We start from the raw sequence: 26,651 nt of genomic DNA, 5'->3' as shown, positions 1-26,651 counted from the left end.
TAATTCTGTCATTAGAGCCGATGTAGATGCCAATGGAAAGGTTAAACTGATTGGTGCTATTCCAAATAACGCTGTTAATCCAATTGTAGAGGTAAACTATCGAAATAACGTTCAACTTAATTTTAAAGAAAATGGACGTTACGCCAGAAATGTAGTCCAGACTTTACAAAATGAGTATGGAATTAAAAAGGTAAATATGGTGGGGCATTCCCTGGGAAATACTTCAATTATGTATTATCTCCTCCAAGAAGCTCACAATCCAAATTTACCAAGGTTAAATAAGCAAGTTTCGATTGGTGGACATTTTGATGGGCTTGATTTTAAGCAGTTGCCAATTGCTATTAGACAGCCTGCTAATCTTCGAGTTGATAATGAAGGAAAGCCAAATAAGATGAACGTCACCTATCGTGAAATGGCAAAATTACGAACTCTTTATCCAAACAAAGAAATAGACGTCTTAAACATTATTGGTAATATTGGTGGAAATTCGGATGGGATTGTAAAAAATGCTTCATCTCTTTCATTAGAATATTTAGTTGCTCCTATGGCTAAAAGCTATCGCGTAGTCACAATAACTGGCAAGAATGCGGAACATGGGCAATTAACTTATAATAAACAGGTAGAGAAACAAATTATTAATTTTTTATGGCTACAATAGCAAAATAAAAGAAGATGTTTGAAACATTTTCTTTTTTTAAATCTTATTATCATGATGATTTTTTTTATCAAAATTGTGAAGCCAGATACCCCAGGCAGCTTGAAATTCGATAATTAACACGCTAGCAGAGATGAGCACTAAGAGAATCAATGCATAACTAGCGGTTTCACCTAATTCAGAGGTATCAAAACCATATGTAAAGAGTTTACCGCCGCCATACATAATCAAAATTATCCAATAAATATTTGCTAGCCACCATAATTTTCTCATTTGGATACCGCTTTCATTTCCTATATATAGATATTATAGCATTCTTATAGTTAATTAAAAGTTTGCTGCCGGTCTCTTAGGAGAAAGATAAGTGTATAATAAGTAGAAAATAGAGAGGCAAGTGAACTAAATGGGACAAGCGTGGGATAAATTTAAAGAAAATACAACTGTACATCGTCTTGTGGCTCTCTGTTTAATTATTCTCGTTTTATATGCAGCTCGCTCGATGATGAACACCATATTGCTGACGTTTATTTTTACATATTTAATTGTGCATTTAATTCGATTTACTCAAAAGAAAATACCTAGGTTACCCGCGCAGGTAATTGTAGTTCTTGCTTATCTCTTAGTAATTGCACTTATTTACTTTGCGATTACGATCTATGTGCCGATTTTAATTAAGCAAATTATAAAAATGAGTCATTCTCTGATCAAATTCTATCAATCAGATGATATGAACTGGGTATCACGTTACTTAAGTCATTACATTAGCAATAGTGAAATTACAACACAGGCAAAACATGGTGTAACTATTTTAGTTCATGCTTTAACTAATTTTGGAACATTAACTATAGCGTTCTTTATGTCGCTGATCATGAGCTTTTTCTATACGATTGAGCTTAATTCCATGACTGAATTCTCTCATACTTTTTTGCAGAGCCGTCACTTATCATGGTTATTTGAAGATGTAGCATATTTTGGCAATAAGTTTGTTAATACTTTTGGTGTTGTCTTAGAAGCACAATTTTTTATTGCTTTATGTAATACCGCGATGACAATAATCTGCTTAATTATTATGAGAATGCCGCAAATTATAGCTTTAGGATTGATGGTATTTATTCTTAGCTTAATTCCGGTTGCTGGAGTTATTATTTCCTTAATTCCCCTAAGTTTAGTTGCTTATTCAGTTGGGGGACTGAGGTATGTAATCTATATCTTTATTGTGATTATGATTATTCATGCCATTGAAGCCTATATTTTGAATCCAAAGTTTATGGCAAGCAAAACAGAATTACCAATCTTTTATACATTCGTCGTTTTACTAGTCGGAGAACACTTTTTGGGAACCTGGGGTCTAATTGTTGGTGTGCCGATCTTTACATTTTTACTAGATATCCTCGGGGTAAAATCAGTTAAAAAGAAAAAGCCACAAATTTTGAAAATTGAAGATAAAAAATAAAGCAGCTGTAAAAGCTGCTTTTTGTGTATTGTAAATATGATTGTAGGATATATGAGATTATGAATGGAGTTTGGTTATTCACAATACACTATTAATTACGCAAATAATTGTCTTTTTTGTTTTTTTATAAAAATCCCGAGTACTTATGATAGCGGTCTCATGCAACTTTTTGATAAACTGAAAATAAAAGAAAGATATGAGGCAACGTTATGAAAAAATATGATTATATAATTTTAGGAACTGGGCCTGCAGCTTATAAATTAGTTAAGCTCCTAGAGACACAACATAAGTCTATTTTAACCGTCGAAAGTGGTTTGTTTGGTGGGACTTGCCCGAATGTTGGCTGTGAGCCAAAAATATATTTAGATGGAGCAGCTCAAACCATTTTATCTAATTGGCAATTTGAAAAAGATGGAATAATTTCTCAAGGCGGAAAATTAAATTGGGCTCAACTAATGAAAGACAAAAAGGCGCGATTTGCAAGCTGGCCAAATGAAACAAGAAAAAATATTAGCAAAATCAGTGATGTAATTAGCGGAAGTGCGCATTTTGTTGATCGACAAACAATTGAAGTAAATAAACAATATTTCCAGGGAAATAGAATTATAATTGCTACCGGAAGAAGGCCACATGAGCTCTCAATTCCAGGAGCGAAGTTCTTACACGATAGTTCTGACGTTTTATCTTTAAGCACATTACCTGAACACACTACTTTTATTGGCGGTGGTTATGTAGCAATAGAATTAGCGACATTTTTAGCTGCTGCTGGTAGTCAAGTAACGATCTTAGTCAGAGGAGATCGGGTGTTACGCCATTTTTATCAAAAATATAGTCGTGAATTAGTAGTTAGAATGAAGCAACGAGGTATTCAATTTGAATTTGAAACGGAGCCAACTCGGATTACTCAATTAAGCGATAAATATGTTGTTGAATTGAATCAAGGCGGTCCAATTGTAACTGACTATGTAGTGAATGCGAGTGGACGGATGCCGAATATTGAAAAACTGGATTTATCAGCTGCTCAAATTGATTATTCAACTCGAGGTATTGATGTAGACCGCCACCTTCAAACAAACGTTAAGAATATTTATGCAATTGGAGACGTTACAAGCCAAGATGTGCCCAACTTAACACCGGTTGCAGAATTTCAAGCACAATACCTCTTTAATTCTCTTGAAAAGGGGCTTACTCAAACGATTAATTATCCAGCTATGGGAACAGGAGTATTTGCTTTTCCGCAACTAGCTCAAGCCGGAATCAATCCTGATAGTGTTCTTGAAGATGGAGATAATTTCGAAATTAGAGAATACGAACTAAGCCAAAGTAGTTTATATGCTGGTCAAAAGGAGAGGGGGTTGTTAACTGTCGTTTATGATAAAGCCAATTACATTGTTGGGGTTAGTGAAATAAGTATGAGTGCAGTTAACGATATAAATTATTTTGTGCCAATTATTGGTCTAAGAATTAATAAAAATGAGTGGCATCGAAATGTATTGCCAATTTATCCTGCACTGGCTGATAAAATTGAAGGAATTTTGAGATAGAAAAAAAGCACCTCGTGGTGCTTTTTTTATTACAAATCTAAATTTTATAAGTCGCTACCGCCATAGTTTGGAGCTTCTTTTGCCATTTGAACATCGTGTGGATGAGATTCACGTAAACCAGCATTAGTAATTTGAACAAATTGACTATTTTCAATTAATTCTTCAATTGTACCTGCACCTACATATCCCATACCTGCACGTAGACCACCATCAATTTGGTAGATGATATTTGAAACATCGCCTTTATAAGGAACTAAGGCTTCAACACCTTCAGGAACTAATTTATTTGCTTCATTAACTCCACCTTGGAAGTAACGGTCAGATGATCCATGTTGTTGAGACATAGCGCCAACTGAACCCATACCGCGGTAGGATTTGAATTGTTTGCCTTCATTAGTAAAGATTGTTCCTGGAGCCTCAGTGGTTCCTGAGAACATTGAACCAAGCATTACAGCATTTCCTCCTGCAGCTAAAGCCTTAACAACATCGCCAGAATATTTAATACCACCATCAGCAATGATTTTCTTACCATATTTTTGTGCAACACTAGCAGCGTCATAAATAGCTGTAATTTGTGGAACGCCCACACCAGCAACAATACGTGTAGTACAAATTGAACCAGGTCCAATTCCTACTTTAACAACATCTACTCCGGCATCAAATAGCGCAGCAGTTCCTTCGCCAGTAGCAACATTTCCAGCGATCAATGTAGCATTAGGAAAATGCTCACGAATTTCCTTAATTTTACGTAAAACGCCAGCAGAATGACCGTGTGCTGTATCAATAACAATTGCGTCAGCACCGGCTTCAAGTAGACTTTCAGCACGTTCAAAAGTATCACTTGTAACGCCAACAGCAGCTGCAGCTAAGAGACGACCTTGATTATCAACTGCAGGGTGAGGTAAGTTAGGATCTACAGTTTTACCTTTAGCTTTTTTAACTTCTTCAACTTGGGCTTCGATTGAAAGGTTTTTATGAATAACCCCTAAGCCACCATTTTCGGCCATGGCAATTGCCATGTTTCCTTCGGTAACGGTATCCATTCCTGCGGAAATGAGTGGAATATGAAGTTGAAGATTGGACGCTAATTTAGTATCTAGTTTAACTTCATTCGGCAGCACATGACTTTCAGCTGGAATTAAAAGTACATCATCAAAAGTTAATCCTTTTTTGGCCAATTTTGTTTCCCACAAACTCATTGTAAAGTCCTCTCTTTAGAAGCAACGTTTTAATATTAAATTAGCTAAACTTTACTCGAATATCTGGCAGAAGTCAATTAGAAATTTGATTTAATTTTTGGACAATTAATTTTGCTAAGAGCTCATAACCCTTAACACCAAAATGGAGTCCATCATTCTTTTTACCATTGAAAATTTCTGGGAAATTTTTACTTGCCTGCATCTTACTTGCCAGATCAATAAATAAAAATTTATATTCCTTTGTAACGTGTTTGATTATGTTGCTATATTCCTGCACTAAGAGGTTATTTCGCACTTTTTGCTTATTTTCATCAACTGCAGGTGGGGTAACAAAGATAACCTTTCCTGGGTAATAGAGCCAAATAATGCTAGAAGCAATTAATTTTAGATTATCTTCAAATTGTTGCACAGGGACTTGCTTGTGTACTGCTAAGTCATTAGTGCCAATTAAAATGATCAGATAATCGCATTTTGGCTGATTGAATACCAAATTGGGTAAAGAGAGGCCAAGGCCACCAGAATTGATTCCCGAGATAGCTGTATTGTAAATCTGATACGAATTTAGTTTTTGCAATTGAAAGTTAATTTCTGGAATAGAATGATTTTCAGAGCGTGCAATAATACTGTCGCCGGTAAGAAGTAATTTCATTAATAAAAAATCCTTTAGGGTAGAAAAAAGACCTTGAGAAAATCTCAAGATCTTTTTGATCATCATAATTTGATTTTTAGAACTTGTTCTTGTCCAAAGCAACTGGAGAATCTGGTTTTTCACCGTTGATCATCTTTAAGTTGTTGTCAAATGCTTTAGTTACCATGTTACGTACAGCATGAGTAGTGTAGAAAGCAGTATGTGGAGTTACCAATACATTTGGCCGATCGATTAAGTCAGCTAAACGAGCATCTGGGAATTCTTTACCTTCCCAATCTTCGTTAAATACACCAACTTCACCTTCGTAAGTGTCCATTACGAAACCAAAGATCTTACCAGAATCTAAGCCGCGGATAACAGCGTCAGTGTCAACAAGTGGACCACGTGAGCAGTTTACGATTACAACGCCATTTTTCATCTTAGCGATTGATTCATCATTAATCATGTGAACATTTGCTGGAACATCTGGAACGTGAAGTGAAATTACATCAGCTTGCTTGTATAAGTCATCAAGTGAGTCAACGTAGTAACCCTTCTTTTCAAGTTCTGGGTTCTTGAAGATATCGTAAGCAATAACTTTTGCGCCAAAGCCTTCCATAATCTTCATAAATACTTGACCGATGTGACCAGTACCTACAACACCAACAACTTGGTCACGAACTTCACGACCAATAGTAGGTGCCCAGCGTAAGTCGCGCTTAGCCATCTTTTCATCCATACGCTTATCTTGACGTAGTACGCGAGCAGCTTGAATTGCAGCATGTTCAGCAATTGCGTCAGGAGAGTATACAGGAACGTTAGTGATTTCAAAGCCTAATTCCTTAGCCTTGTCCATGTCGATGTTATCAACACCAACGTTACGTAATGACATCTTAGTTACGCCAGCATCAGCTAAAGCTTGAAGAGTTTCTGGAGTGTAGTCTAATTGTTGGTAAACAACAACACCATCAGCACCCTTAGCTAATTTAGCAGTTTCAGGAGTCAAAAGTTGATCAGTGTATTCAACTTCAATATCCTTGTGTGCATCTTTCCATTCGTTTAAGAAAGGTTCTTCATCTTTACGAATAGCGTAAGCAAAAATCTTTGTCATAAATTAAACCTCCGTCAAAATTAATAGTATGACCGTCTTTTATTATACACTTGAGTTTGTTAATAAAAACACAAAATCTGATTTTTTTGAAACTTCTTTTGCAGATGTTTCATGTGAAACTGTTAATGTTATAAAAAATATATTTTCTTTTGCTTATCAATATAGGGTGCCTTATGATAATGGTTAGGGAAAAAGAATGATAAGTAAGCTACTATATGTTATTAAAATTTGATCAAGATAGATGAGGGAATAAGTAATGTCAGTTGTTGTTAAATATGTAGACCTAGACAATAATTTGGTTGAACTTGCAGATTCAGGAGAGTTAGAGGGAAAAGTAGGAGAAAGAATAGACTACAGGACAGAAGATGAGATAAGAAAAATACTAGCTGCTGGTTATGTACTGATTAATAATCCTTTTGATCCAAATGATAAAGTAAATTTCTTTAATGAAGACTCTCAAGAATTCACGCTTACTTTTAAACATGGTAAAGAAGAAATAACTGCCAAAAATTTAAAGTATGGTTGCCATTTAGAGGATGTCCAAATGAAAGGTGAACAAGTAGTTCACTATGTTGGACTCGATCAAAGTATTCCTGACAAGGTTACTGAGGTTGCTTTTAATAGAAAAATTATTTATGACAAAGTCACTAAGAAAAAATTATTAACTAATACCTGGCAACCGGAAAAGTATTCCTTTCCTTTAGTTGCAAGCCCAACTGTGATGAACTATACACCTGATAAGGCAGTAATTGGTGGAGAGACAGCAACTATTCAACAGCCAAAGTATGAATATGTAGTCACTTATTCACCCAATAAGAAAAATGCTAGAAGGCAAAAAGCTGAAATAAAATTTATTGACGTTGATGATAACAACCGCGAAGTAGCAACTTCTGGAGAATTAAAAGGGAAACCTGAAAAAGAAATACCTTATAATACCGCAGAGGTTTTGAAAAATTTAACAGCTAAGGGATATGAAGTAGTTACTAATGATTTTGATTCTGAGGAACAGAAGCCTGTTTTTGGAAATAGTAGAGACTATGTTCAAATCTTTTTTGTGGTTTTAAAGCATAAAAAACAAGTTGTTAATTCTGAACATCCATTTTCAGGAATTGATGCAAGTTTGTACGAAAAAAAAGTTCATCGAACAATTCGTTTTTCAGGAATAGATAATAAAAAGCTAGATGATGTAGTTCAAACAGCTATTTTAAAACGGAACCTAACAGTTGATCTCGTAACTAAAAAAATCATTCCAGGAGAATACACAAGTCAATGGCATAGTAGTGAAACTTACCCGTCAGTCTCCGTGCCTGTAGTTTCGGGATATCATACTAAGATTAGTGAAGTAGTAGCCTCACCAGTAGAAAAACAAGATGTAACTGAAGAAGTTAAATACTATTCAAACGGATATTTAATTCCTGTTGATGTAAATCATAATGGATTTTCAGAAATAGATAAAAAGCAACTAATTACTAATTCAATTGATCCAACTAAGGTCGTTTTACCGGAATTAGACCTAAAAAATATTGTCTTAAAACAAATTAAAGAAGTGGAAATTGCAGACCCAAGTCGTAATTATGAAATTCCATATTTATTAGTTCATAAATATGTTGCAGTCGATGAAAAACATCCCCAAGAAGTAATAAGTCCGGCATATTACCGCCGAATTGTTACCGCCCGAGTTCATTATCAAGGAGCTGGAGACCAGACTCCTCCAGATGCCGAACAAACAGTGCGTTGGACAAGAACAATTACTTATGATGAAGTAAGTAAAGAAATTATTGAAAACGGTATGTATACGACCGACTGGGTAGCTGATAAAGATATTTTTGAAGCAACTCCTACACCTGTAATTAAGGGCTTCGCCGCAAATATTGGCTTAATTGGCGAACACCCAGTTACGGCAACTGACTTAATGGCTACAATTACCTATACTCCGCTTGGAAAGATGATCCCAGTTGATGAGCATGGAAATGAAATTAAAAATGCTATGCACCCAACATACGTTAATGATCCATATGATCCTGTGCGTGTCCTCTTTACTGAAGAAGTACCAGAAGTGCCAGGCTATGCACCAGTTAAAAATACAATTTCTGTCAATGATCCTTTTACGGATATTAAGGTGGCCTATACCTTAAAACCACGCTATATTCCTGTGAATAGCGAACATCCTTATCGTCCGATTAAGCCAACTTTGTATAGTGTCCCAGTTAAAGAAATAATTAAATATCAGGGAGCTGGAGACCAGACCCCAATTACTAGAATTCAGGGTGCTAATTGGACGAGAACTTTGACTGTTGATGAGAATACGGGTGAATTAGTAGATGCCGGTAAGTATACAACAGGATGGTTGATAGACAAGAAGCAATATATAGCCGTAAAAACACCAGTCATTGATGGTTATCATGCAGACAAAAATATAATTGATGAAGAAAAAGTAAAAAAAGCCGATCTAAACTTCACGGTAACTTATAAAGCCAATGGGCGGATAGTACCAGTTGATGCAAAAGGGAATGTTTTAAATGGTGTAGAACAGCCACCATATGTAACCGATCCAAGCGATGCAACTAAAGTGATTAAAACACAAGGTGTACCGAGAATTATGAATTATATTCCAGATCGAGCAACAATTACGGTAAAAGATGCTAGCGAAAATACACTGGTTAAATATTATACTTTTGATGAGATGAGTGAATTAAAAGTAGAATATAAAAAAATAGAACAAGAAAAAAGCAAAGATATAAAACCTAAGAAGAAAGCGGAAGAAAAAGGTGCAAAGGAGGAAGAGCAGTCATTAAAAACAGAAGAAGAAAAGAAAGCGGAGATGGCTTCTAAGAAAGAAGCTACACAGGTAGATGGACAAAATGAACAAGAGCGTAAAGTTTTAAGGCATATTTTTCCATGGATGAAATAGGAGATAAAAAAGCTAGATTTGATTAAGTAAATCTAGCTTTTTTAATTTTAAAAGTTTTTAGACCAATTTTGATGAAGAAGTGTATAATTAATTTTCGAAAAAATTTTTTCGGAGGAAAAATTGTGTCTGATAAAAGCGAGTCTTTGACCAAATTAGAAGAAGACGAAAAGTATAATCGATTAACAGCATTGAAGTTATTCGCCATGACTTCATCAATGGTTATCTCAGTTAATGAGTTGGCTCCATTTTGAAAAACTGGTCCAACAGCAGTTTTTTATTTGCTATTAGCAGGCTTAATATGGTTTGTACCAATTACGCAAATGGCAGGAGAAATGGCTTCAGTTGACGGCTGGGATAAGGGTGGAATTTTTACTTGGGTAAAAGGGTCCTTAGGAGATCGAGCAGGCTGGACGGCTATGTTTTATCAATGGATTCACATTACTGTTGGGATGAACACAATGATGTACGTAATTATTGGTGCATTATCTATTACCTTTGATACTCCTTGGTTTAACACTACACCAAGTATTAGATTTCTATTGATGATGGTAATTATCTGGTTAATTACTCTTGTCGAAATGGTAGGAGTTAAGAAAATAGGCCATATTGCAGAGTGGTTATTTGGACTTGGAATAGCTTTACCGGTAATTTTGCTAATTATTACCTTCTTTGTATATCTCTTTCAAGGACGTCCCCTATATATGCATTTAAGCTGGAATAATATCTTTCCACATCACTTAACTCGGACTACCTTAGTAGCTTTTGTGCCATTTGTGTTGGCATTTTGTGGTGGGGAAGCATCTGCTCCGCATGCAAAATATTTGGAAAATCCTAAAAAGTATTCCACTGTTATGCTCGCTTTAGCTGTGACTGCTATTTCTTTTGACTTACTTGGTAGTACCGCAATTGGAATGACAATTCCGAAAAATCAAATTCAAAATTCAACTGGTTTTGTCTATACCTTTGGAAAAATTTTAGATTCAATTGGCTTACCAGGGGATGTTATTAAGAAGTTTATCGGTGTGTTACTGGCAGCTGGTATTATTGGAGAACTTGGAAATTGGCTTGCTGGTCCTAGTCAGGGGATGTTTGAAGCTGCTAAAGAAGGTTATATGCCTAAGTTCTTCGCTAAATCTACTGATCGTGACGTACCGATGCGGTTGATTGTTTTACAGACTTTGATTGTAAATGCATCTGCAATTTTAATTACTTTCACTAGTGGTAAGAACTCTGATTTTGCTTTTAATGTTTCTTTAGCTGCTACGACTGCTCAGTACTTGATGGTCTACATTTTAATGTTGGTCTCTTACATCGTTTTAAAGGTGAAACATGAAAATCTAAAGCGCAGCTATTATATGACAAGGAGCAAGGGCTTAGGGGTAATAATCGCAATTATTGCCCTGGTAATAACTGTAGTAGCCTTCTTTATTTCCTTTATCCCGGCGCAGGGAACACCGACTGAATTAAAAGGCGTTTATGTTTGGACAATGATTGGTCTGTGCCTTATCGTTACAATTTTGCCACTGGTGATTTATCATTATCATCACTGATTTAAACAGACTAAATAAAAGCAAAAAAATTAATAAATTAAACATTTTTACTTGTAAAATATAACTAATAATATTACATTTAAATTGTATTCAAGTTAATGTGTAAAGCAAAAGAGCTATGGTAAATTTGAGGTATCCATAGCTCTTTTGTTTACTAAGATAAAAACTATATCAAGGAAACAAACAATGAATAACCCAGAAGAAATACAGCATTTTATTGATGTGTTACTCAAAGAAGATAGTTTTGTGAAAGCAGCAAAAAAGCTCTACATTTCTCAGCCCTATCTCACCCAGTTAATAAAAAGAATAGAAGACCGTTTAGGAACGCCAATTATTGATCGGGATAAAAAGCCCTATGCATTGACTCAAGCAGGCTTACTGTATTATCAATATTTAGAAAATATTTCTTATAACAAACAACAATTAAATAAAAAATTAGCCCAATATACACACCCTAATAAAGAGATCATCAGAATTGGAATTTTAGAGAGTCTAGGCACTTATTTACTACCAGAAATACTGCCAGATTTTTTAAAGAAAAATCCTCGAGTAGAAATACAGCTTTTTGAAAATCTCCCAAGAGAAAGTGAAAGAAATTTACTAAGTGGAAATATTGATTGCTATATCGGTCAAACTCCAGAGGCAATTGATTCAAGCTTAGATATTGTAAGTAATGGTGGTGAAAGATACTATGTAGTAATTTCACCTTCATCTCCGTATTACCAGGAAGGAAAATTCATTCTTAAACCAGATGACTTAAACCTAAAAGACTTATTACAAGAACCTTTTGTTTTAAGTGTTCCTGGTTCGGCTATTCGGCACCAAGTCAATGGAGTTTTCCAACGATTTCATTTAGAACCACGAGTTGTTTTAGAATCTAAAAACATTATTACTGCAACTAGTCTAGCAATTCATAGGATGGGATTAACTATCTCCACTGCTAGCATCATTAAAAGAATTGGTGAAACGCCAATTAACCTTTTTCCCTTAAGCTATGACTTAATTAACGTTACTTTCTTTATTGCAACAAAAGCTGAAAAAACAAAATCGCAAGCTTTAAAAAATTTAGTTGAAGAATTTAAAAAGAAAAATTTACAGCCCATTATTAGATAAGGTAAATAAAACGTCATACTGTGTCCGCTATAACAAATTTGTTATTAGTAATTTGTAAAAAAGATATTTAAGCCTGTAGATTTAATAACTTATAATTTAGGTGAAAATATTTAAGAAAGGGTAGGGAAATTATGAAATCAGGAAAATATAACGTAAAAGCTCAAGGACATGGTGCAAGTTTCATGCCTATGGAAGTTACTCTTTCCGAAAATAAGATTGAAGATATTAAGGTAGACGCTAAAGGTGAAACTAAGGGAGTAGCTGACGAAGTATTTAGACGTTTGCCTGAAGAAATTGTTGAAAATCAGACTTTAAATGTTGATACAGTTAGTGGTGCTACTATCTCTAGTCATGGTGTTATTGATGGAGTAGCATTGGCAATTAGTGAAGCTGGTGGAGATCCAGATGAGTGGAAAAACCGAGCTAAACCCAAAAAACAAAGAGCTAAAAATGAGACTTATACAACTGATGTTGTAGTTGTTGGAGCTGGTGGTGCAGGTCTAGCTGCCGCTGCTAGAAGTATTCAACATGGTAAAGATGTCATTATACTTGAAAAGTTCCCACAAATTGGAGGAAACACTAGTCGTGCTGGGGGTCCAATGAATGCTGCAGAACCAGATTGGCAAAATAAATTTAAAGCTTTAGCCGGTGAAAAAGAAACCTTAGAAGAACTAGCAGCAACTCCACTTGAAGAGATCGATCCAGAGTATCAAGAAGACTTTAAAAAATTACAAAAACAAATAAAAGGATATGTAGCTTCTGGTGCTGACTATCTATTTGATTCAAAATTACTTCATGAAATTCAAACCTATTTAGGTGGTAAGAGAACCGACTTAAATGGAAATGAAATTCATGGTAACTATGCTTTAGTCAAAGAATTAATTGATAATGCCTTGTACTCAGTGCATTGGTTAAGCGATTTAGGAGTCAAATTCGATCGCAGTCAAGTAACAATGCCAGTAGGTGCCTTATGGAGAAGAGGGCACAAGCCAGTTGAACCAATGGGTTATGCCTTTATTCATGTTTTAGGTGATTGGGTAAAGGATCATGGTGGAAGAATTCTGACCGATACTCGAGCTGAGCACTTGATTATTGAAGATGGTCAAGTTAAAGGCGTTATTGCTAAAAGACCAGATGGCAGTACAATCACTGTTAATGCTAAGGCTGTAATTTTAACTGCTGGTGGATTTGGGGCAAATACACCAATGGTTCAAAAATACAATACTTACTGGAAGCATATTGATGATAATATTGCCACTACTAATTCTCCTGCAATTACTGGGGACGGAATTAATCTTGGTAAAGAGGCAGGTGCAGACTTGGTTGGAATGGGCTTTATTCAGATGATGCCCGTTTCTGATCCAAAGACTGGTGAACTATTTACTGGTCTACAAACTCCACCAGAAAACTATATTATGGTTAATCAAAAGGGGAAGCGTTTCGTAAATGAATTTGCAGAACGTGATGTCTTAACCAAGGCAGCTATTGATAATGGTGGCTTGTTCTATTTAATTGCTGATGACAAGATTAAAGATACGGCTTATAACACAACTCAAGAATCAATTGATGCACAGGTTAAGGCCGGTACCTTGTTTAGAGCTGATAGTTTAGAAGATTTAGCTAAGCAAGTTGGAATGGATCCTGATACTTTAGTTGAGACCATTGAGAAATATAATTCTTATGTTGAAGCAGGAAAAGATCCAGATTTTGAAAAATCAGCCTTTAATCTAAAATGTGAAGTTGCTCCATTCTATGCAACACCGAGAAAGCCAGCCATCCACCATACTATGGGTGGTTTGAAGATTGATACAGGTGCTCATGTCTTAGATAAAGATGGTCAGCAAATTCCTGGTCTATATGCTGCTGGGGAAGTAGCTGGCGGAATTCACGCAGGTAACCGTTTAGGTGGAAATTCGCTTGCTGATATCTTTACTTTTGGTAGAATTGCCGCAAATAGCGCAAATGATGAATTAGAAAAATAGTATTAATCCATTAAAATGTTGTAAACACTAGAGTTTACAGCGTTTTTTTGCTAAAATACTAAAAATAATTGATTTTTTTGGAGGAATATAATTGAAGGAAGCGCGGGAAAAGAAGCTGACGACAAAACAATATTTAATTGTAGCATCAATGATTTTTGCACTATTCTTTGGTGCAGGAAACTTAATTTTCCCACTTCATTTAGGCCAGCTTGCTGGTAAAAATTGGGGACCAGCAGCAATTGGTTTTTCAATTACTGGGGTAGTTTTACCGCTACTTTCACTCCTAGCAGTTGCTATTACTCGTAGTAATGGTGTTTATCAAATAAGTTTACCGGTAGGAAAAGTCTTTGCTCTTTTGTTTATGACTTTGATCCAGTTAACCATGGGCCCCTTATTTGCGGCACCAAGAAATGCGACTGTAGCATATACGGTAGGGGTAGCCCCACTTCTTCCTAAGCACTTTCAAGGCGGCGGATTAATTGTTTTTACCGCTATCTTTTTTGCGATTGTTTTTGTTATTGCATATAACGAAAGTGACATCCTGTCTTCTTTGGGTAAAATTTTAAATCCTATTTTTCTAGTTTTACTATTTCTAGTTTTTGTTATTGCCTTTGCCCGTCCGTTAGGTAATTTAGGAACTGTTCCCGTTAGCAAAACTTATGCTCAAGGAACAATAGTAAAAGGATTTTTAGAAGGATATAACACGATGGACGCTTTAGCTGGTCTTGCTTTTGGCGTAACCGTGGTAACAGCTATTAAAGAATTAATTGGTAATAATGAAAGTGAAACAGCAAAAATTATAGCAAAGTCTGGCTTAATAGCCGTTATTGCTATCGGAGTAATTTATACTTTGTTGATTATGGTAGGAGCAATGTCATTAGGACATTTTGGAATAACTAGTGACGGCGGAGTTCTGTTATCCCATATCGTCAGATACTATGCTGGCATCTTTGGCCAGGCTTTATTAGCTGTCTTAGTATTTTTAGCTTGTTTAACGACAGCGGTTGGGGTTTTAGCCGCTTTTGCACTAGATTTTTCCGCTCATTATACAAAATTTAGTTATAAGGGATGGTTAACCATCGCTTGTATCGGATCATTTGCAACTGCAAATCTAGGACTCGATAAAATTATTCACTGGTCGCTTCCTGTCTTAATGTTCTTATATCCTTTAGCAATTGTTTTGATTATCTTGTCTTTATTTTCACCATTTTTCAAAAAAGATAGGGTAATCTATCAAATAACAATGGCATTAACTTTAATACCAGCTACTTTTGATTTAATTACAAACTTGCCAGCACCAATTGCTGGAACGTCATTCTACAATGCTGCTAGTCGTATTAGACTTCAGTATTTGCCATTTGCTAATATTGGTCTAGCCTGGGTTGTACCGACGATCTTAGGGTTAGTTATTGGGATTTTAATTCACATTTGGCGTCGTAAATCTAATCGAATTTAAGAAAAGCTATGGTTCATTTGAATCATAGCTTTTTTTTGGGATAATAAATTTGGTGATAAAAATGAGTTTAACTAATAAAGTACCTGAAAAAGACGTTCATGATTTATTTACACGAGTTGCTCCGCATTATGATCAGATGAATAATCTAATTAGCTTAGGAACACAAAATGGCTGGCGGAAAAAGTTCTTTAAAGAATTAAAAGTAGAAGCTGGAGATTTTGCTTTGGACTTGTGTTGCGGGACGGGTGACTTAACAATTGCCTTAGCAAAACAAGTGGGCCCTTCTGGCAATGTAATTGGACTAGATTTTAATCAAAAAATGCTCGACTTAGCTGATAAAAAGGTCAGGGCGCAAAATTTACAAAAAGAAATTCAGCTAAAGCAAGGGGATGCAATGCATCTGCCTTATCCGGACCAAAGCTTTGACATTGTAACAATTGGTTTTGGCTTACGTAATGTTCCTGATGCAGATCAAGTTTTGAAAGAAATTTATCGGGTTTTAAAGCCAGATGGAAAAGTTGGAATTCTAGAGACTTCACAGCCAACTAATCCAATTATTAAGTTAGGGTGGGAGAGTTACTTCAAACTATTTCCTAATTTTGCTAAATTATTGGGTGCTAATGTTGACGATTATAAGTACTTATCGCATACTACGGCTAAATTTATTTCAGCTACGCGTTTAAAGGAAATGCTTGAGCAAGATGGCTTTAAAAATGTAATAATAACCAAATTAAATTTAGGTGCTGGTGCAATTCATATCGGAATTAAAAAGAAAATGAGATAAAATATAAAATAAAAACTAAAAAGGAGAATTTTATGAGAACTGGTACTAAAATTATTACTTTAGACAACGGTTATCACTTGTGGACTAATACTCAAGGCGAAGGTGATATTCATTTATTAGCACTTCACGGTGGTCCTGGTGGAAATCATGAATATTGGGAAGATGCTGCAGAACAATTAAAGAAACAGGGACTTAATGTTCAAGTAACTATGTATGATCAACTAGGGTCACTTTATTCTGATCAACCAGATTACTCAGATCCAGAAATTGCTAAGAAGTATTTAACTTATGAATATTTCTTAGATGAAGTTGATGAAGTGCGTGAAAAACTTGGCTTAGATAATTTCTACTTAATTGGTCAAAGCTGGGGCGGACTCTTGGTGCAAGAATATGCAGTTAAATATGGCCAGCATTTAAAGGGCGCCATTATTTCTTCAATGGTTGATGAAATTGATGAGTATGTTGATTCTGTAAATAGAAGAAGACAAGAAGTTCTTCCTCAAACAGAAATTGATTTCATGCATGAATGTGAAAAGAATAATGACTATGATAATCAACGTTACCAAGATGATGTACAAATTTTAAATATTAATTTTGTTGATAGAAAGCAACCTTCAAAGCTTTATCACTTAAAGGATCTTGGTGGAAGTGCTGTTTACAATGTCTTCCAAGGTGATAATGAATTTGTTATTACTGGTAAGCTTAAAGATTGGCACTTTAGAGACCAACTTAAGAATATTAAAGTACCAACTTTAATTACTTTCGGTGAAAATGAAACTATGCCAATTTCTACTGCTAAAATTATGCAAAAAGAAATTCCAAATTCACGCCTAGTTACTACTCCTGATGGAGGTCACCATCATATGGTTGATAATCCAGATGTTTACTACAAACATTTGGCTGACTTTATTCGTGAAGTTGAAGATGGCAGTTTTAAAGGTGAATAAAAAAGAAAATTATATTGACCGTAGCTACATATCATGCTATAATGACAGTCCTTTCTAAAATTAAACACTTGTATACGACAAAAGCCACCTGAAATAGGTGGCTTTTTTGTTTTTAGTAAATTTGTTAGGAATATAGGATATAAATAATAAAAATTAGTAAGTAATAAGACCAGTTGAATTCATCGTTTTATCGTCTAGTTGATAAGTCTTTAATTCAAAATCATCTTCAAAATTACAGTAGTAAGTCTTGCTTCCAGAAGAGTAGCAGGCAGTATAGACAGTATATTCGTCCTTGCCTTGATCGTTGACCACGCTGCCTTTGATCATGGCAACAGACTTTAAGATGTTGAAGAATTTAGCAACGTTTGCTTTTTCACCTTTGGCAGTTGGATAGTTTACGTTTAAGTAAGCCGCTTTAACAAAACGGTTGGCTGGAATACTGTCACCTGGCAGGCCTAAGCTACCAGTTCCTACACCCCAAGGAGCAACTTTTTGACCGTTCCAGCTTTGGGCTGTAGCGTCATGTGGGCTTAAACCGGTGTAGTTACCAAGGTTAGTAAGCTGCCAGTTAAAGTCAGGGCTATTAGTTAAAACGCCAACTTTATCATCAAAGACCTTCATTCCATATTGCTTTGAAACTTCAACAACAATGGCTTCGTCACTATCACTAATGATCCAGTGAAGAGGGGCAACCGCAAATGATGTGTTAATAGCTTCATTGACTAAGTTAACGTTCTTTAAGGCTTCCTTTACTTCACTAACATGAGTAAAGTTTTGAGTAACCCAGAGCATAATTTCGTAAGAGGCTAAGTTGATTTTGCCATCAATAGGACCATCACTAAATTTAGCAAAATGTGGGAAGTTTAAACCGGCAATACCCAATCCATCTTCGTTATAGCAGTCAAAGTATGATGGATAACCATCAACCACAATTCCCATTCCAATAACTGCCTTTTTAGTAGTGGTGTTATCTAAGAACTTATATGGAAGAGGATAATTACGCGGCGTGATAATAACGCCTTCGCCATAATCTTGTCCAACATCTAGATTACGGCCAAAGTATAAATTTCCTTGATCATCTGTGAATCTTAAACCAGTACACATTTCTAAAATCCTCCTTATTTAGCATTAGTTTTTGCTGCTTGCTCTGCAATATATTTCTTTTGATATCTCTTAATTTGGATAACGGCAAATACTAAAATAATAAAACCAATTGTAACAAAGGCAATCATAAAATACCAAGCAACTGTAAAGCTCGCAGCTCCCTTAATAATACCAAAGAGTGGAGCGCCAATTGCATAGCCGATTGCATAAGCTAAACCAACGTATCCAAGCATGACACCTTGATTTCTTGAACCAAAGAGGTCTTTTGCCATGAAGGCTGGGCCTGACATGTAACTAAATACAGCTAAGCCGCAAAAGATAGCATAGCCAATACCAGCAGCCCTGCTAATAGATGAGCCATATGACTGGAAGCTAATAAAGATCATCATTAGAATAGATAAAATATACATACAACCAGCATAGGCCATTGATTTTGCTGTACCAAATTTATCGAATAAGAAACCACCAGAAATATTTCCGATAATACCAGCAATCCTGAATACTGAACCAATCATTCCGACTTCTGTTAAGGATAATTTAGTATCCAAAAAGGCCGCATAATCTTCATTCAAAGAAGCTAGCCCTAGGCCAATAATTAAAAATCCAATACTAAAGATCCAGAACTACTTCATGTGAAGAACTTGTTTACCGTTCCAACCCTGAAATTCATGAGAATGTTTTTGAGCAGCTTCATGTCGATTCTTTTTAATTTCTTCGGCAGAAGCTACGTCTTCATCTTTCTTTGGTACTCTAATAAAAGCGGAAATTATTAGACCAACAACTAAAAGAGCAACGGCAAAAATGAAGAATGGAGATATGGAAGTTAAATGACCAGTCTTGGTATTACCAGTCATAAAGTGCTTCAAAATTGCCTGGGTAATAGGTTGTAAGAAAATATCCCCAATGGATCCCCCGCAAAAGGCTAATCCAAGGGCAACCCCGCGGCCCTTGAATGGAAACCAGTGATTGATAATCCAAGGGACACCTTGACCAGAATAAAAGGTTGAACCAACCATACAAATAATTCCGGCTAAATAGAAACCAGGTAGCTTCGTACTAATTCCAAAAATTACATATCTCCGGCTGAAAGGCAAATACCAATCAAATACAAAATTTTAAAATTAACTTTTTGCAAAGCTTTACCAACCATTGGTGAAACTAGAAATTCTACGACAGCCCCAAAAGTAAAAATTAAGGTATAAGAAGCTAATGTAAATTGAAAAGTATTAACCAGAGGGTGAACAAATAAAGGTTGAATTAATTGAGCAATTCCGTAAGGAATAGCTTGAGTTAACATACAGAGAAATACCATAAAGTATTTGTAGCTTTTACTGACCACCTTGTGCCTATCGCTTGATAGATCGTTTGACATCGTATCTCTCTTCTTTCTGATAAAATACTATTAACTTTATAACTTAAATATTATTAAACACATGAGCTTTGACTATAGCCGCTTATATTGTGGTCTACTTAATTGAGTAAATCAAAAATAACAGCTTATTATGTTATTTAATTAATGTAATACAATACTTAGGAAAGTGATTGTAATAAAAACATTAAAAAAATTGATGTTCTTAGCTTTGTATAGCATTCTTTTGTTTAAATATTTATTCTTTTACATAACCCGCAATATCATCGTAGTCGAAATCATAGGTTAATTTCTTACCATAGGCTTTTTCATAAGCCTTTTTCTTTTGCATATAATCAATGTCCCGCAGTCTTTTAGCGTTTTGATCAACTGTCAGGCGATCAGCAGGGTAGATTGTTGGTAAGACATGGAGAATATAACGAGTCTTGTAGAATTCTCTACTATTTTTTTCCATTTCTGGAAGGTCTTGAATTTCTACAAAGCAGGAGATAATCGGAACTTTAGCCTTAGCTGCGTAGTAATAAGCACCTTTTTGAAGGGGACGAGGCTTACGGTAGTTATACCATATTTCTTGTTCAGGGTAGATTAAGACCCATCCCTTTTTATCAAAGACTTTCTGCAAGTGCTTTGGAAATTCTCGCCCCAGATATTGGTAACTTTGAACAATTGGAATAGCATTGATATTATTCATTAAAAAGCCGAAGAAACCCGGTAATTTTAAGTTAGAGTCCTCAATTACAACATAGAGCTTTTTATGGCAGCGATTAGCTAATTTTTTAATTGGCAGGCTATCAGTTTGCTTAAAGTGATTAGTTGTTACAATTGCGCCATGCTGCGGCCCTTTAGCTCTATGTTTATTTTTAATTTGGGTATGAGCCATTAAGACTAAAGTATCAAGATTGATAATAGTTTGGGCGATAATATTTTTAAATTTATGGCTCAGCTTTTTTTGTTGCTCTTTTTTGGTCAAGGTAGAGTCTGGGAAAAATGGACCATCAATATAGACAGTGATTTTGGGATGCTTGCCAAATTTGCATTTTTGATAAGTTGTAGTCATTACAAAACTTGCTTTGTCTGCCTGAACTGGAAAATTAAAGCTAGTTTCTGGAAATAGTCGAATGCCGGTATAGTAAGGCCAGACATGAGCTTCTGGGTAGATTACAATATGAGCATTTTCTTTAGTTAAGGTTTTAACAGCTTTAAGTAATTTAATAGCTTGTTTAATATTTTTACCTACTGATAATCCCCCGTAAGGCAAGAGCGTTTTTCCAATAACAGGAATTCCCCAATTTGCCTGATTAGCAATAGCATAGTAATTTTTCCAGCCAAATAAGGTTAGAGGCATGAAGACGTCGTTAACCATTTGAGTATGGTTTCCGTAAACAAAATAACCTTCATCTTTATATTTAGATAGCTTATCTCTACCTATTACTTTGACATGCATTACGCCATAAGTAAAAAGATAAGCAAATCCGCTAGCTAAAAAACGGATCAGATAATTAAGGGGTGTATGTTTAATGATTTGGTAATCATCCGGCAAGGTAAAGTCTTGCTTTTTACTTTTAACAACGTCATCGGTTGTGGAATTATAGTAGATAGTATGATGTTTAGATGGTTTATTATTCATAATATTAATTATAGAAAAAATTTAGAAACAAAAAAAGACACCGCAAATGCGATGTCTTTCAAAAATATGGGTGGTCAGGGGATCGAACCCTGGACCCACGGATTAAGAGTCCGTTGCTCTGCCAGCTGAGCTAACCACCCATTGGATAACCAACAAATACTATTATGCCAAAAAAAAATAAAAATGCAAGAACTTTTTTGATAAAATTGATATAAATTAAATTGAAGAAAATTAGAAACAAAAAAGACACCGCAGATGCGATGCCTTTCAAAAATATGGGTGGTCAGGGGATCGAACCCTGGACCCACGGATTAAGAGTCCGTTGCTCTGCCAGCTGAGCTAACCACCCATTGGATAACCAACAAATAGTATTATGCCAGTAAAGTAAAGAAAGTGCAAGCTTTTTTTTGCATAAGTTTAAAAAAAGTGGGGAAAACAGTATAATAGAGTTATTAATATTGAGGAGGCATCAGTATGCCAAAGAAGATTTTAGTCGTTGACGATGAAAAACCAATTTCTGACATTATTAAATTTAATCTGACTAAGGAAGGCTTTGATGTCGACACTGCATATGACGGCGAAGAAGCTGTTAAAAAAGTTGAGGAATATGATCCCGATTTAATGATTCTTGACTTGATGTTACCAAAAAAAGACGGCTTAGAGGTTGCGCGTGAAGTACGCCAAACTCATGATATGCCAATTATTATGGTAACAGCTAAAGACACTGAAATTGACAAGGTATTAGGTCTTGAAATGGGAGCAGATGATTATGTTACCAAGCCTTTTTCTAACCGTGAATTAGTTGCTAGAGTAAAGGCAAACTTGCGTAGACGTGACTTGACCCAAAAAGCTACTGAAGATGATGAAGATAAGAATATTACCATTGGCAATCTTGTGATTATGCCGGAAGCTTATATGGTTGAAAAAAATGGTGAAAAAATTGAATTAACGCATCGTGAATTTGAATTACTTCATTATTTAGCACAGCATATGGGACAAGTAATGACTAGAGAACATTTATTACAAACCGTTTGGGGCTATGACTATTTTGGAGATGTTAGAACTGTGGATGTAACTGTTCGACGCTTGCGGGAAAAGATCGAAGACAATCCAAGTTCACCAACAATTTTAGTTACCAGACGTGGAGTAGGATATTACGTTAAAAACCCATCAGATGAATAAGGATCAAAGTCACTAGTGATAGTGGCTTTTTTTTGCAATTAGGACCAATGAAGAAAATAAAAAGTGTATTAAATTCTATTAATTTTAAAATCGCAATCATTTTTATGTTGTTATTACTAGCAACGATTGAAGTAGTTGGAGCATCTTTTACTAGACAACTTGAACAAAATTCAATTCAGAATTTTGAGTCTTCAATTCAAGTACCAAACATTATTACTAACCAAATTGCTAGTCAATTGAGTAGGGCAAATAGTAAGAGTGCAAATCAACAACTAAGCCAGATTATTTCAAATTATAATCTTGGCGATATTAGTCAATTAATGGTAGTAGATAATAAAGGCGTGATCCGAGCTGTTTCAAATGTTAATGATCAGAATCGAATTGGCCAGCGGACTAGTAATGCGGATATAAAAAGTGTGCTTTCAAATGGAAAACAAGTTTCTAAGGTAATTAATGATAATGGAAACTATATGGTGCAAATTTCGCCATTGACGTCTGCTAATGGAACTAATACACCTGTGGGAGCTATTTATGTAAGAGCAAGTTTACAGGGTGTATTCAACAATTTGCGGCAAGTTTCTATTTACTTTTTGATTGCCTCGCTAATTGCGGCTGTCTTAGGTGCGATAGTTGCTTTGGTAATTTCCCGGGCCATAACTCGGCCGATTGAAGAAATGCGTAAGCAAGCTTTACGGGTCGCAAATGGAGATTATTCGGGACACGTCCGAGTTTACGCACAAGATGAGCTAGGGCAATTGGCTGAAGCATTTAACACTTTGTCGGTACGAATTGAGAGAACTCAAGAGATTTCTGATAGTGAGCGAAGACGGTTAGATAATGTTTTGACCCATATGACAGATGGGGTTATTGCGACTGATCGTCACGGAAATATTACTATCATTAATGAAACTGCCTTAGACTTTTTAGGCAAAACTGAAAAAGATGTTATTGGAAAACCGATTACTAATTTGCTTGGCTTAAAAGATGTTACAATTCAAGATCTTTTAAGTACGCAACAAGAATTAGTTGTGCGGGTAAATGACAATACAAGAGATGAAATGATTTTACATGCTAACTTTTCTTTGATTCAGCGTGTAACTGGCTTTGTTTCAGGTCTAGTTTGTGTTTTGCATGATATTACGCAACAGCAAAAAAATGAACGGGAACAACAGCAATTTGTGTCTAACGTTTCACATGAACTTAGGACCCCATTAACAAGCTTAAGAGCCTATGTTGAAGCCTTAAATGATGGTGCATGGAAGGATCCAAATATTGCACCGCAATTTTTACATGTTATCCAAGATGAAACTGAACGAATGATTAGGATGATTAATGATCTCCTTAGCTTATCAAGAATGGATCGTGGTGTAGCCAAAATGGACTTAGAGTGGGTAAACTTAAATGACTTTGTTAACCATGTTCTAAACCGTTTTGATATGATGCTGAAGTCTGATACAGATAAAACGCATAAAAAGAAGTATTCAATCAAGCGTGAATTTCCTCATCAAGCTTTATGGGTAGAAATTGATACTGATAAGATGATGCAAGTAATCGATAATATTATGAACAATGCGATTAAGTATTCACCTGATGGGGGCGTTATAACAGTTCGCCTTCTTCAAGCCCAAAAGCATGTCATCTTAAGTATTTCTGACCAAGGATTGGGAATTCCAAGAAAAGACTTAAATAAGATTTTCGATAGATTTTACCGTGTTGATAAGGCTCGTTCTCGTAAGCAAGGTGGAACTGGACTAGGATTAGCTATTTCTAAAGAGATAGTAGAAGCACACCATGGCCGGATTTGGGCAGATAGTGCTGAAGGTTCCGGATCAACTTTCTACATTTCTTTGCCATATGAAGCAATTAGTGAGGAAGGAGAAAACTGGGATGAGGTTTAAAGATAAAGTTTCTAAAGTGGCACTGCGTGTTAGCTTAATTGCAATGGTTGTCTTATCAATTATTCTATCGGCTGTCATTTGGGGATCAGATGCTCGATTTTCTAGAATTGAAGAAACATCTAATCAAACGCAAACTAAGGATCTGGGTCAACGTTCTTTAAGAGATATCTATCTACCAACGCAAACTTTTTATTTTAAAAATAAACAGATGTATCAAGTCTATGATACAAAGAATAATTTACCTTTGGAGTTTTCTAAATTAACTCAGTCTTTAAGACCGCTTTTGCCAATCCGAATCTGGTCTAGTCAAACTAAGTATGAAAAAATGTTGAGAAATCCAAACTATATTCAGCTAACATACCCAGATCAGATAACGATCTCATTATTTTTAACTAATGTAAGAAAAACTGATAGTCGGAAATTTAATCGCTTTTTTGTCTCAACGACTTCTAGTGACTACATTTATTTAGGTAATGATGAGGACCATACAATCTATCGTGTTCGTTTAAACGATGTTTCATTTAAGACCCTAATTGAGCATATTAGAAACGCTCAAACTCAAATGCCAGTCACTCTTGAAAAGGTGCATGATGACTATTTACCTTTCTATGAAAAAAATATAAGCTTACCAGTTTATAGCTACTTAACTAATGAGGAATCTGATTCATATTTTGTTTATCGTTTGTTAGGATCAAACAATCCTACCCAGCATAGTAATGGCGATACGATTACATACTCTAATGGAGTATATGAGCGTTTAATTGCTGCTAAACATACTCATAACTATGAATATACTGATTATCAACAAGATCAAATTCCTAAGATAATTAGTCGTAAATTAAATGATAGTTTGTATTTTGTGCGAAAGATTGGTTTATCAGAACCAGATTTAAAATTCTTTGATGCGGATGATAATACAGTTATTTATCAAAATTATGTCGAAGAATATCCAATCTTTTTACCAGGAAAATATAAGATGCGAGCACAGGTGAAATTTGCATCTAATGGGATGACGATTAACTTCAATAGTTTAGACTTACAGATTCCAATTCCAACTAGTGGGGAAAAGAAAACTTTAATTCCAACTATTGTAGCCATGGATGAGTTATACCAAAAGGGATATCACCGAAAAGATATCGAAAGAATTATTATTGGCTATACGGCTAAATCTTCTAACAGTAAAAATAAGAAACTAGTAGATTTAGAGCCTGCTTACTATGTAAAGATTAATAAGCAGTGGAAGACCTTAGATGGGTGGCTTAATACAAATAATCAATTAGACAATACAGGAAAGGAGGGACTAGTAGATGGACTTTAAAAGAATTGAATGGATATTTTTAATTGTATTTATCGGAATTAATATCTTTTTGGGAATTGAATTATGGCAAACGCCAACTCTCTTATCTGCTGGTTCTACTCCGACTCAGACTCAGACTGATATTAAGAGCGAAACAAGTGCTGATCAAATTACTATTCCAAAGGTTAACGATAAACAAGAAGATGGATATTATTTGGCTGCCAAGACTGATAATTCTTGGATCAAAAAAGCTACTCAGCAGGTAAAGGGACAAGTAGAAAATAATTCAAGTGAAAATCTTATTTATGTTCATTTAGATAAACCAATTACTTTATCTAAAAATAAAAAAGAAGCCCTGAGACAAATTATGCGTTTTAAGGATGACAGCCAAAATGTATATCAAGGTAAAAATTATGCTTACCTTTCAGAATTATCTGAGGGGGACGATTATATTTTTAACCAAAAAAATAAATATGGAGAATTCTTTGCTGCAACAGCTCGGCTTCATATTATTGTAAAAGATAATCAAATTGTCTCTTATTCCCAAAGCTATGTTGATGACTTAAATCCTGTTCGTGAGCGACAAAATACAATTAGTTCAAAAGCAGCGGTTGACTCGTTATATACTTACAGTGAATTACCAAATAATTCTAAGGTTATCTTGTTGAAGCAAGTTTATACTAAATTATTAACAGTTAAGGGAAATACTATTTATATTCCAACTTGGTTAGCAGCAATTGAAAATAATACTTCTAAGACAGTTACTTTGAAGCGGGTAAATGCATTTACAGGAACAATTATTCAAAATAATGTTACGACTGATGATTCTAAGGAGTGAAAA

The 26,651-nt window shown here is 35.2% G+C and carries 18 protein-coding genes, 2 tRNA genes and 4 pseudogenes; 14 read left to right on the top strand and 10 right to left on the bottom strand.

The annotated features are described in order from the left end of the window. Window positions 1-658, top strand: a 658-nt coding sequence (locus CP370_RS01445; protein WP_098046666.1) for an alpha/beta hydrolase, incomplete at its 5' end; no start/stop codon positions are given. Window positions 659-694: 36 nt separating this feature from the next. Here the strand turns inward: CP370_RS01445 and CP370_RS01440 are convergent. Next, entirely contained in the window at window positions 695-928 is a 234-nt protein-coding gene (locus CP370_RS01440; protein WP_004896279.1) for a DUF3923 family protein, read from the bottom strand. 130 nt (window positions 929-1,058) lie between these two features. On the opposite strand from CP370_RS01440, the gene CP370_RS01435 reads away from it, so the two are divergent. Both CP370_RS01435 and CP370_RS01430 read left to right on the top strand, forming a co-directional pair. Next, window positions 1,059-2,108, top strand: a complete 1,050-nt coding sequence (locus tag CP370_RS01435) for an AI-2E family transporter (RefSeq protein ID WP_087713414.1) — start codon at window positions 1,059-1,061, stop codon at window positions 2,106-2,108. Between the two features lie 209 nt (window positions 2,109-2,317). Next, window positions 2,318-3,652 carry an NAD(P)/FAD-dependent oxidoreductase gene (locus CP370_RS01430; protein WP_087713413.1) on the top strand — a complete coding sequence of 445 codons (1,335 nt, stop codon included), beginning with the start codon at window positions 2,318-2,320 and terminating at the stop codon, window positions 3,650-3,652. Between the two features lie 44 nt (window positions 3,653-3,696). Here CP370_RS01430 and CP370_RS01425 read toward each other — a convergent pair whose 3' ends face one another. From CP370_RS01425 to CP370_RS01415, 3 genes are all read right to left on the bottom strand, one after another. Then, window positions 3,697-4,851: an IMP dehydrogenase gene (locus tag CP370_RS01425; protein WP_087713412.1), complete on the bottom strand. Its 1,155-nt coding sequence runs from the start codon at window positions 4,849-4,851 to the stop codon at window positions 3,697-3,699. A 73-nt stretch (window positions 4,852-4,924) separates the two neighbouring features. Beyond that, complete coding sequence (locus tag CP370_RS01420; RefSeq protein WP_087284300.1) at window positions 4,925-5,500, bottom strand: SGNH/GDSL hydrolase family protein; 576 nt, start codon at window positions 5,498-5,500, stop codon at window positions 4,925-4,927. A 76-nt stretch (window positions 5,501-5,576) separates the two neighbouring features. Next, on the bottom strand, window positions 5,577-6,590 hold the full coding sequence (locus tag CP370_RS01415) for a D-2-hydroxyacid dehydrogenase (RefSeq protein WP_087713411.1): 1,014 nt from the start codon (window positions 6,588-6,590) through the stop codon (window positions 5,577-5,579). Between the two features lie 256 nt (window positions 6,591-6,846). Here CP370_RS01415 and CP370_RS01410 point away from each other — a divergent pair, with 256 nt between their 5' ends. From CP370_RS01410 to CP370_RS01380, 7 genes and pseudogenes are all read left to right on the top strand, one after another. Continuing rightward, window positions 6,847-9,501 carry a hypothetical protein gene (locus tag CP370_RS01410; RefSeq protein WP_087713410.1) on the top strand — a complete coding sequence of 885 codons (2,655 nt, stop codon included), beginning with the start codon at window positions 6,847-6,849 and terminating at the stop codon, window positions 9,499-9,501. Window positions 9,502-9,572: 71 nt separating this feature from the next. Further along, window positions 9,573-11,051 (top strand): annotated as a pseudogene (locus CP370_RS01405) (APC family permease). Window positions 11,052-11,237: 186 nt separating this feature from the next. After that, the gene (locus CP370_RS01400; protein WP_012845438.1) at window positions 11,238-12,164 is read left to right on the top strand and encodes a LysR family transcriptional regulator; all 927 of its coding nucleotides are present in this window, start codon (window positions 11,238-11,240) and stop codon (window positions 12,162-12,164) included. A gap of 131 nt (window positions 12,165-12,295) precedes the next feature. Further along, window positions 12,296-14,146: a flavocytochrome c gene (locus CP370_RS01395; RefSeq protein ID WP_087713409.1), complete on the top strand. Its 1,851-nt coding sequence runs from the start codon at window positions 12,296-12,298 to the stop codon at window positions 14,144-14,146. Between the two features lie 91 nt (window positions 14,147-14,237). Next, window positions 14,238-15,602 (top strand): branched-chain amino acid transport system II carrier protein, encoded by a 1,365-nt coding sequence (brnQ, locus tag CP370_RS01390; protein ID WP_087713408.1) that lies wholly within the window; start codon window positions 14,238-14,240, stop codon window positions 15,600-15,602. A 61-nt stretch (window positions 15,603-15,663) separates the two neighbouring features. Then, window positions 15,664-16,386, top strand: a complete 723-nt coding sequence (gene ubiE, locus CP370_RS01385) for a bifunctional demethylmenaquinone methyltransferase/2-methoxy-6-polyprenyl-1,4-benzoquinol methylase UbiE (RefSeq protein WP_087713407.1) — start codon at window positions 15,664-15,666, stop codon at window positions 16,384-16,386. Between the two features lie 32 nt (window positions 16,387-16,418). Further along, window positions 16,419-17,333 (top strand): prolyl aminopeptidase, encoded by a 915-nt coding sequence (locus CP370_RS01380; protein ID WP_004898440.1) that lies wholly within the window; start codon window positions 16,419-16,421, stop codon window positions 17,331-17,333. Between the two features lie 153 nt (window positions 17,334-17,486). Here the strand turns inward: CP370_RS01380 and bsh are convergent, their stop codons facing one another. From bsh to CP370_RS01355, 6 genes and pseudogenes are all read right to left on the bottom strand, one after another. Beyond that, the gene (gene bsh, locus CP370_RS01375) at window positions 17,487-18,437 is read right to left on the bottom strand and encodes a choloylglycine hydrolase (RefSeq protein ID WP_087713406.1); all 951 of its coding nucleotides are present in this window, start codon (window positions 18,435-18,437) and stop codon (window positions 17,487-17,489) included. A gap of 14 nt (window positions 18,438-18,451) precedes the next feature. Then, window positions 18,452-19,809 (bottom strand): annotated as a pseudogene (locus CP370_RS01370) (conjugated bile salt MFS transporter). Window positions 19,810-20,044: 235 nt separating this feature from the next. Continuing rightward, a pseudogene (locus CP370_RS10260) lies at window positions 20,045-20,764 on the bottom strand (lysophospholipid acyltransferase family protein); the annotation flags it as partial. Beyond that, window positions 20,747-21,433 (bottom strand): annotated as a pseudogene (locus tag CP370_RS10255) (1-acyl-sn-glycerol-3-phosphate acyltransferase); the annotation flags it as partial. The pseudogenes CP370_RS10260 and CP370_RS10255, both read right to left, overlap by 18 nt. Before the next feature lie 67 nt (window positions 21,434-21,500). Beyond that, window positions 21,501-21,573, bottom strand: a tRNA-Lys gene (locus tag CP370_RS01360). A 136-nt stretch (window positions 21,574-21,709) separates the two neighbouring features. After that, window positions 21,710-21,782 (bottom strand) — tRNA-Lys (locus CP370_RS01355). Window positions 21,783-21,907: 125 nt separating this feature from the next. Between CP370_RS01355 and yycF the strand changes: the two genes are divergently transcribed. The 4 genes from yycF to CP370_RS01335 are packed head-to-tail and all read left to right on the top strand — an operon-like array spanning window position 21,908 to window position 26,648. Further along, window positions 21,908-22,615, top strand: a complete 708-nt coding sequence (yycF, locus tag CP370_RS01350) for a response regulator YycF (RefSeq protein WP_004896231.1) — start codon at window positions 21,908-21,910, stop codon at window positions 22,613-22,615. 47 nt (window positions 22,616-22,662) lie between these two features. Continuing rightward, a complete protein-coding gene (walK, locus tag CP370_RS01345) occupies window positions 22,663-24,513 on the top strand; it encodes a cell wall metabolism sensor histidine kinase WalK (protein WP_087713468.1) in 1,851 nt (616 codons plus the stop codon). Then, window positions 24,503-25,831, top strand: a complete 1,329-nt coding sequence (gene yycH / locus CP370_RS01340; protein WP_087713405.1) for a two-component system activity regulator YycH — start codon at window positions 24,503-24,505, stop codon at window positions 25,829-25,831. The genes walK and yycH overlap by 11 nt, the downstream gene beginning before the upstream one ends. Continuing rightward, the gene (locus tag CP370_RS01335) at window positions 25,821-26,648 is read left to right on the top strand and encodes a two-component system regulatory protein YycI (protein ID WP_087713404.1); all 828 of its coding nucleotides are present in this window, start codon (window positions 25,821-25,823) and stop codon (window positions 26,646-26,648) included. Before yycH ends, CP370_RS01335 begins: the two co-directional genes overlap by 11 nt. Window positions 26,649-26,651: the final 3 nt, after the last annotated feature.

Origin of the sequence: Lactobacillus sp. UMNPBX19, from assembly GCF_002553805.1 — a bacterium.
In the GTDB taxonomy this organism is placed as follows: Bacteria; Bacillota; Bacilli; order Lactobacillales; family Lactobacillaceae; genus Lactobacillus.
Note: the sequence above shows the minus strand (reverse complement) of the source record. Positions and strands in the feature narration are given on the sequence as shown.

Bases quoted from the DNA above. Each gene is read 5' to 3' on its own strand.
- yycF (WP_004896231.1), top strand. From the start codon at position 21,908: ATGCCAAAGAAGATTTTAGTCGTTGACGATGAAAAACCAATTTCTGAC.
- CP370_RS01415 (WP_087713411.1), bottom strand. From the start codon at position 6,590: ATGACAAAGATTTTTGCTTACGCTATTCGTAAAGATGAAGAACCTTTC.
- CP370_RS01395 (WP_087713409.1), top strand. From the start codon at position 12,296: ATGAAATCAGGAAAATATAACGTAAAAGCTCAAGGACATGGTGCAAGT.
- CP370_RS01410 (WP_087713410.1), top strand. From the start codon at position 6,847: ATGTCAGTTGTTGTTAAATATGTAGACCTAGACAATAATTTGGTTGAA.
- CP370_RS01425 (WP_087713412.1), bottom strand. From the start codon at position 4,851: ATGAGTTTGTGGGAAACAAAATTGGCCAAAAAAGGATTAACTTTTGAT.
- walK (WP_087713468.1), top strand. From the start codon at position 22,663: ATGAAGAAAATAAAAAGTGTATTAAATTCTATTAATTTTAAAATCGCA.
- CP370_RS01380 (WP_004898440.1), top strand. From the start codon at position 16,419: ATGAGAACTGGTACTAAAATTATTACTTTAGACAACGGTTATCACTTG.
- ubiE (WP_087713407.1), top strand. From the start codon at position 15,664: ATGAGTTTAACTAATAAAGTACCTGAAAAAGACGTTCATGATTTATTT.
- CP370_RS01420 (WP_087284300.1), bottom strand. From the start codon at position 5,500: ATGAAATTACTTCTTACCGGCGACAGTATTATTGCACGCTCTGAAAAT.
- yycH (WP_087713405.1), top strand. From the start codon at position 24,503: ATGAGGTTTAAAGATAAAGTTTCTAAAGTGGCACTGCGTGTTAGCTTA.
- bsh (WP_087713406.1), bottom strand. From the start codon at position 18,437: ATGTGTACTGGTTTAAGATTCACAGATGATCAAGGAAATTTATACTTT.
- CP370_RS01435 (WP_087713414.1), top strand. From the start codon at position 1,059: ATGGGACAAGCGTGGGATAAATTTAAAGAAAATACAACTGTACATCGT.
- CP370_RS01335 (WP_087713404.1), top strand. From the start codon at position 25,821: ATGGACTTTAAAAGAATTGAATGGATATTTTTAATTGTATTTATCGGA.
- CP370_RS01400 (WP_012845438.1), top strand. From the start codon at position 11,238: ATGAATAACCCAGAAGAAATACAGCATTTTATTGATGTGTTACTCAAA.
- CP370_RS01430 (WP_087713413.1), top strand. From the start codon at position 2,318: ATGAAAAAATATGATTATATAATTTTAGGAACTGGGCCTGCAGCTTAT.
- CP370_RS01440 (WP_004896279.1), bottom strand. From the start codon at position 928: ATGAGAAAATTATGGTGGCTAGCAAATATTTATTGGATAATTTTGATT.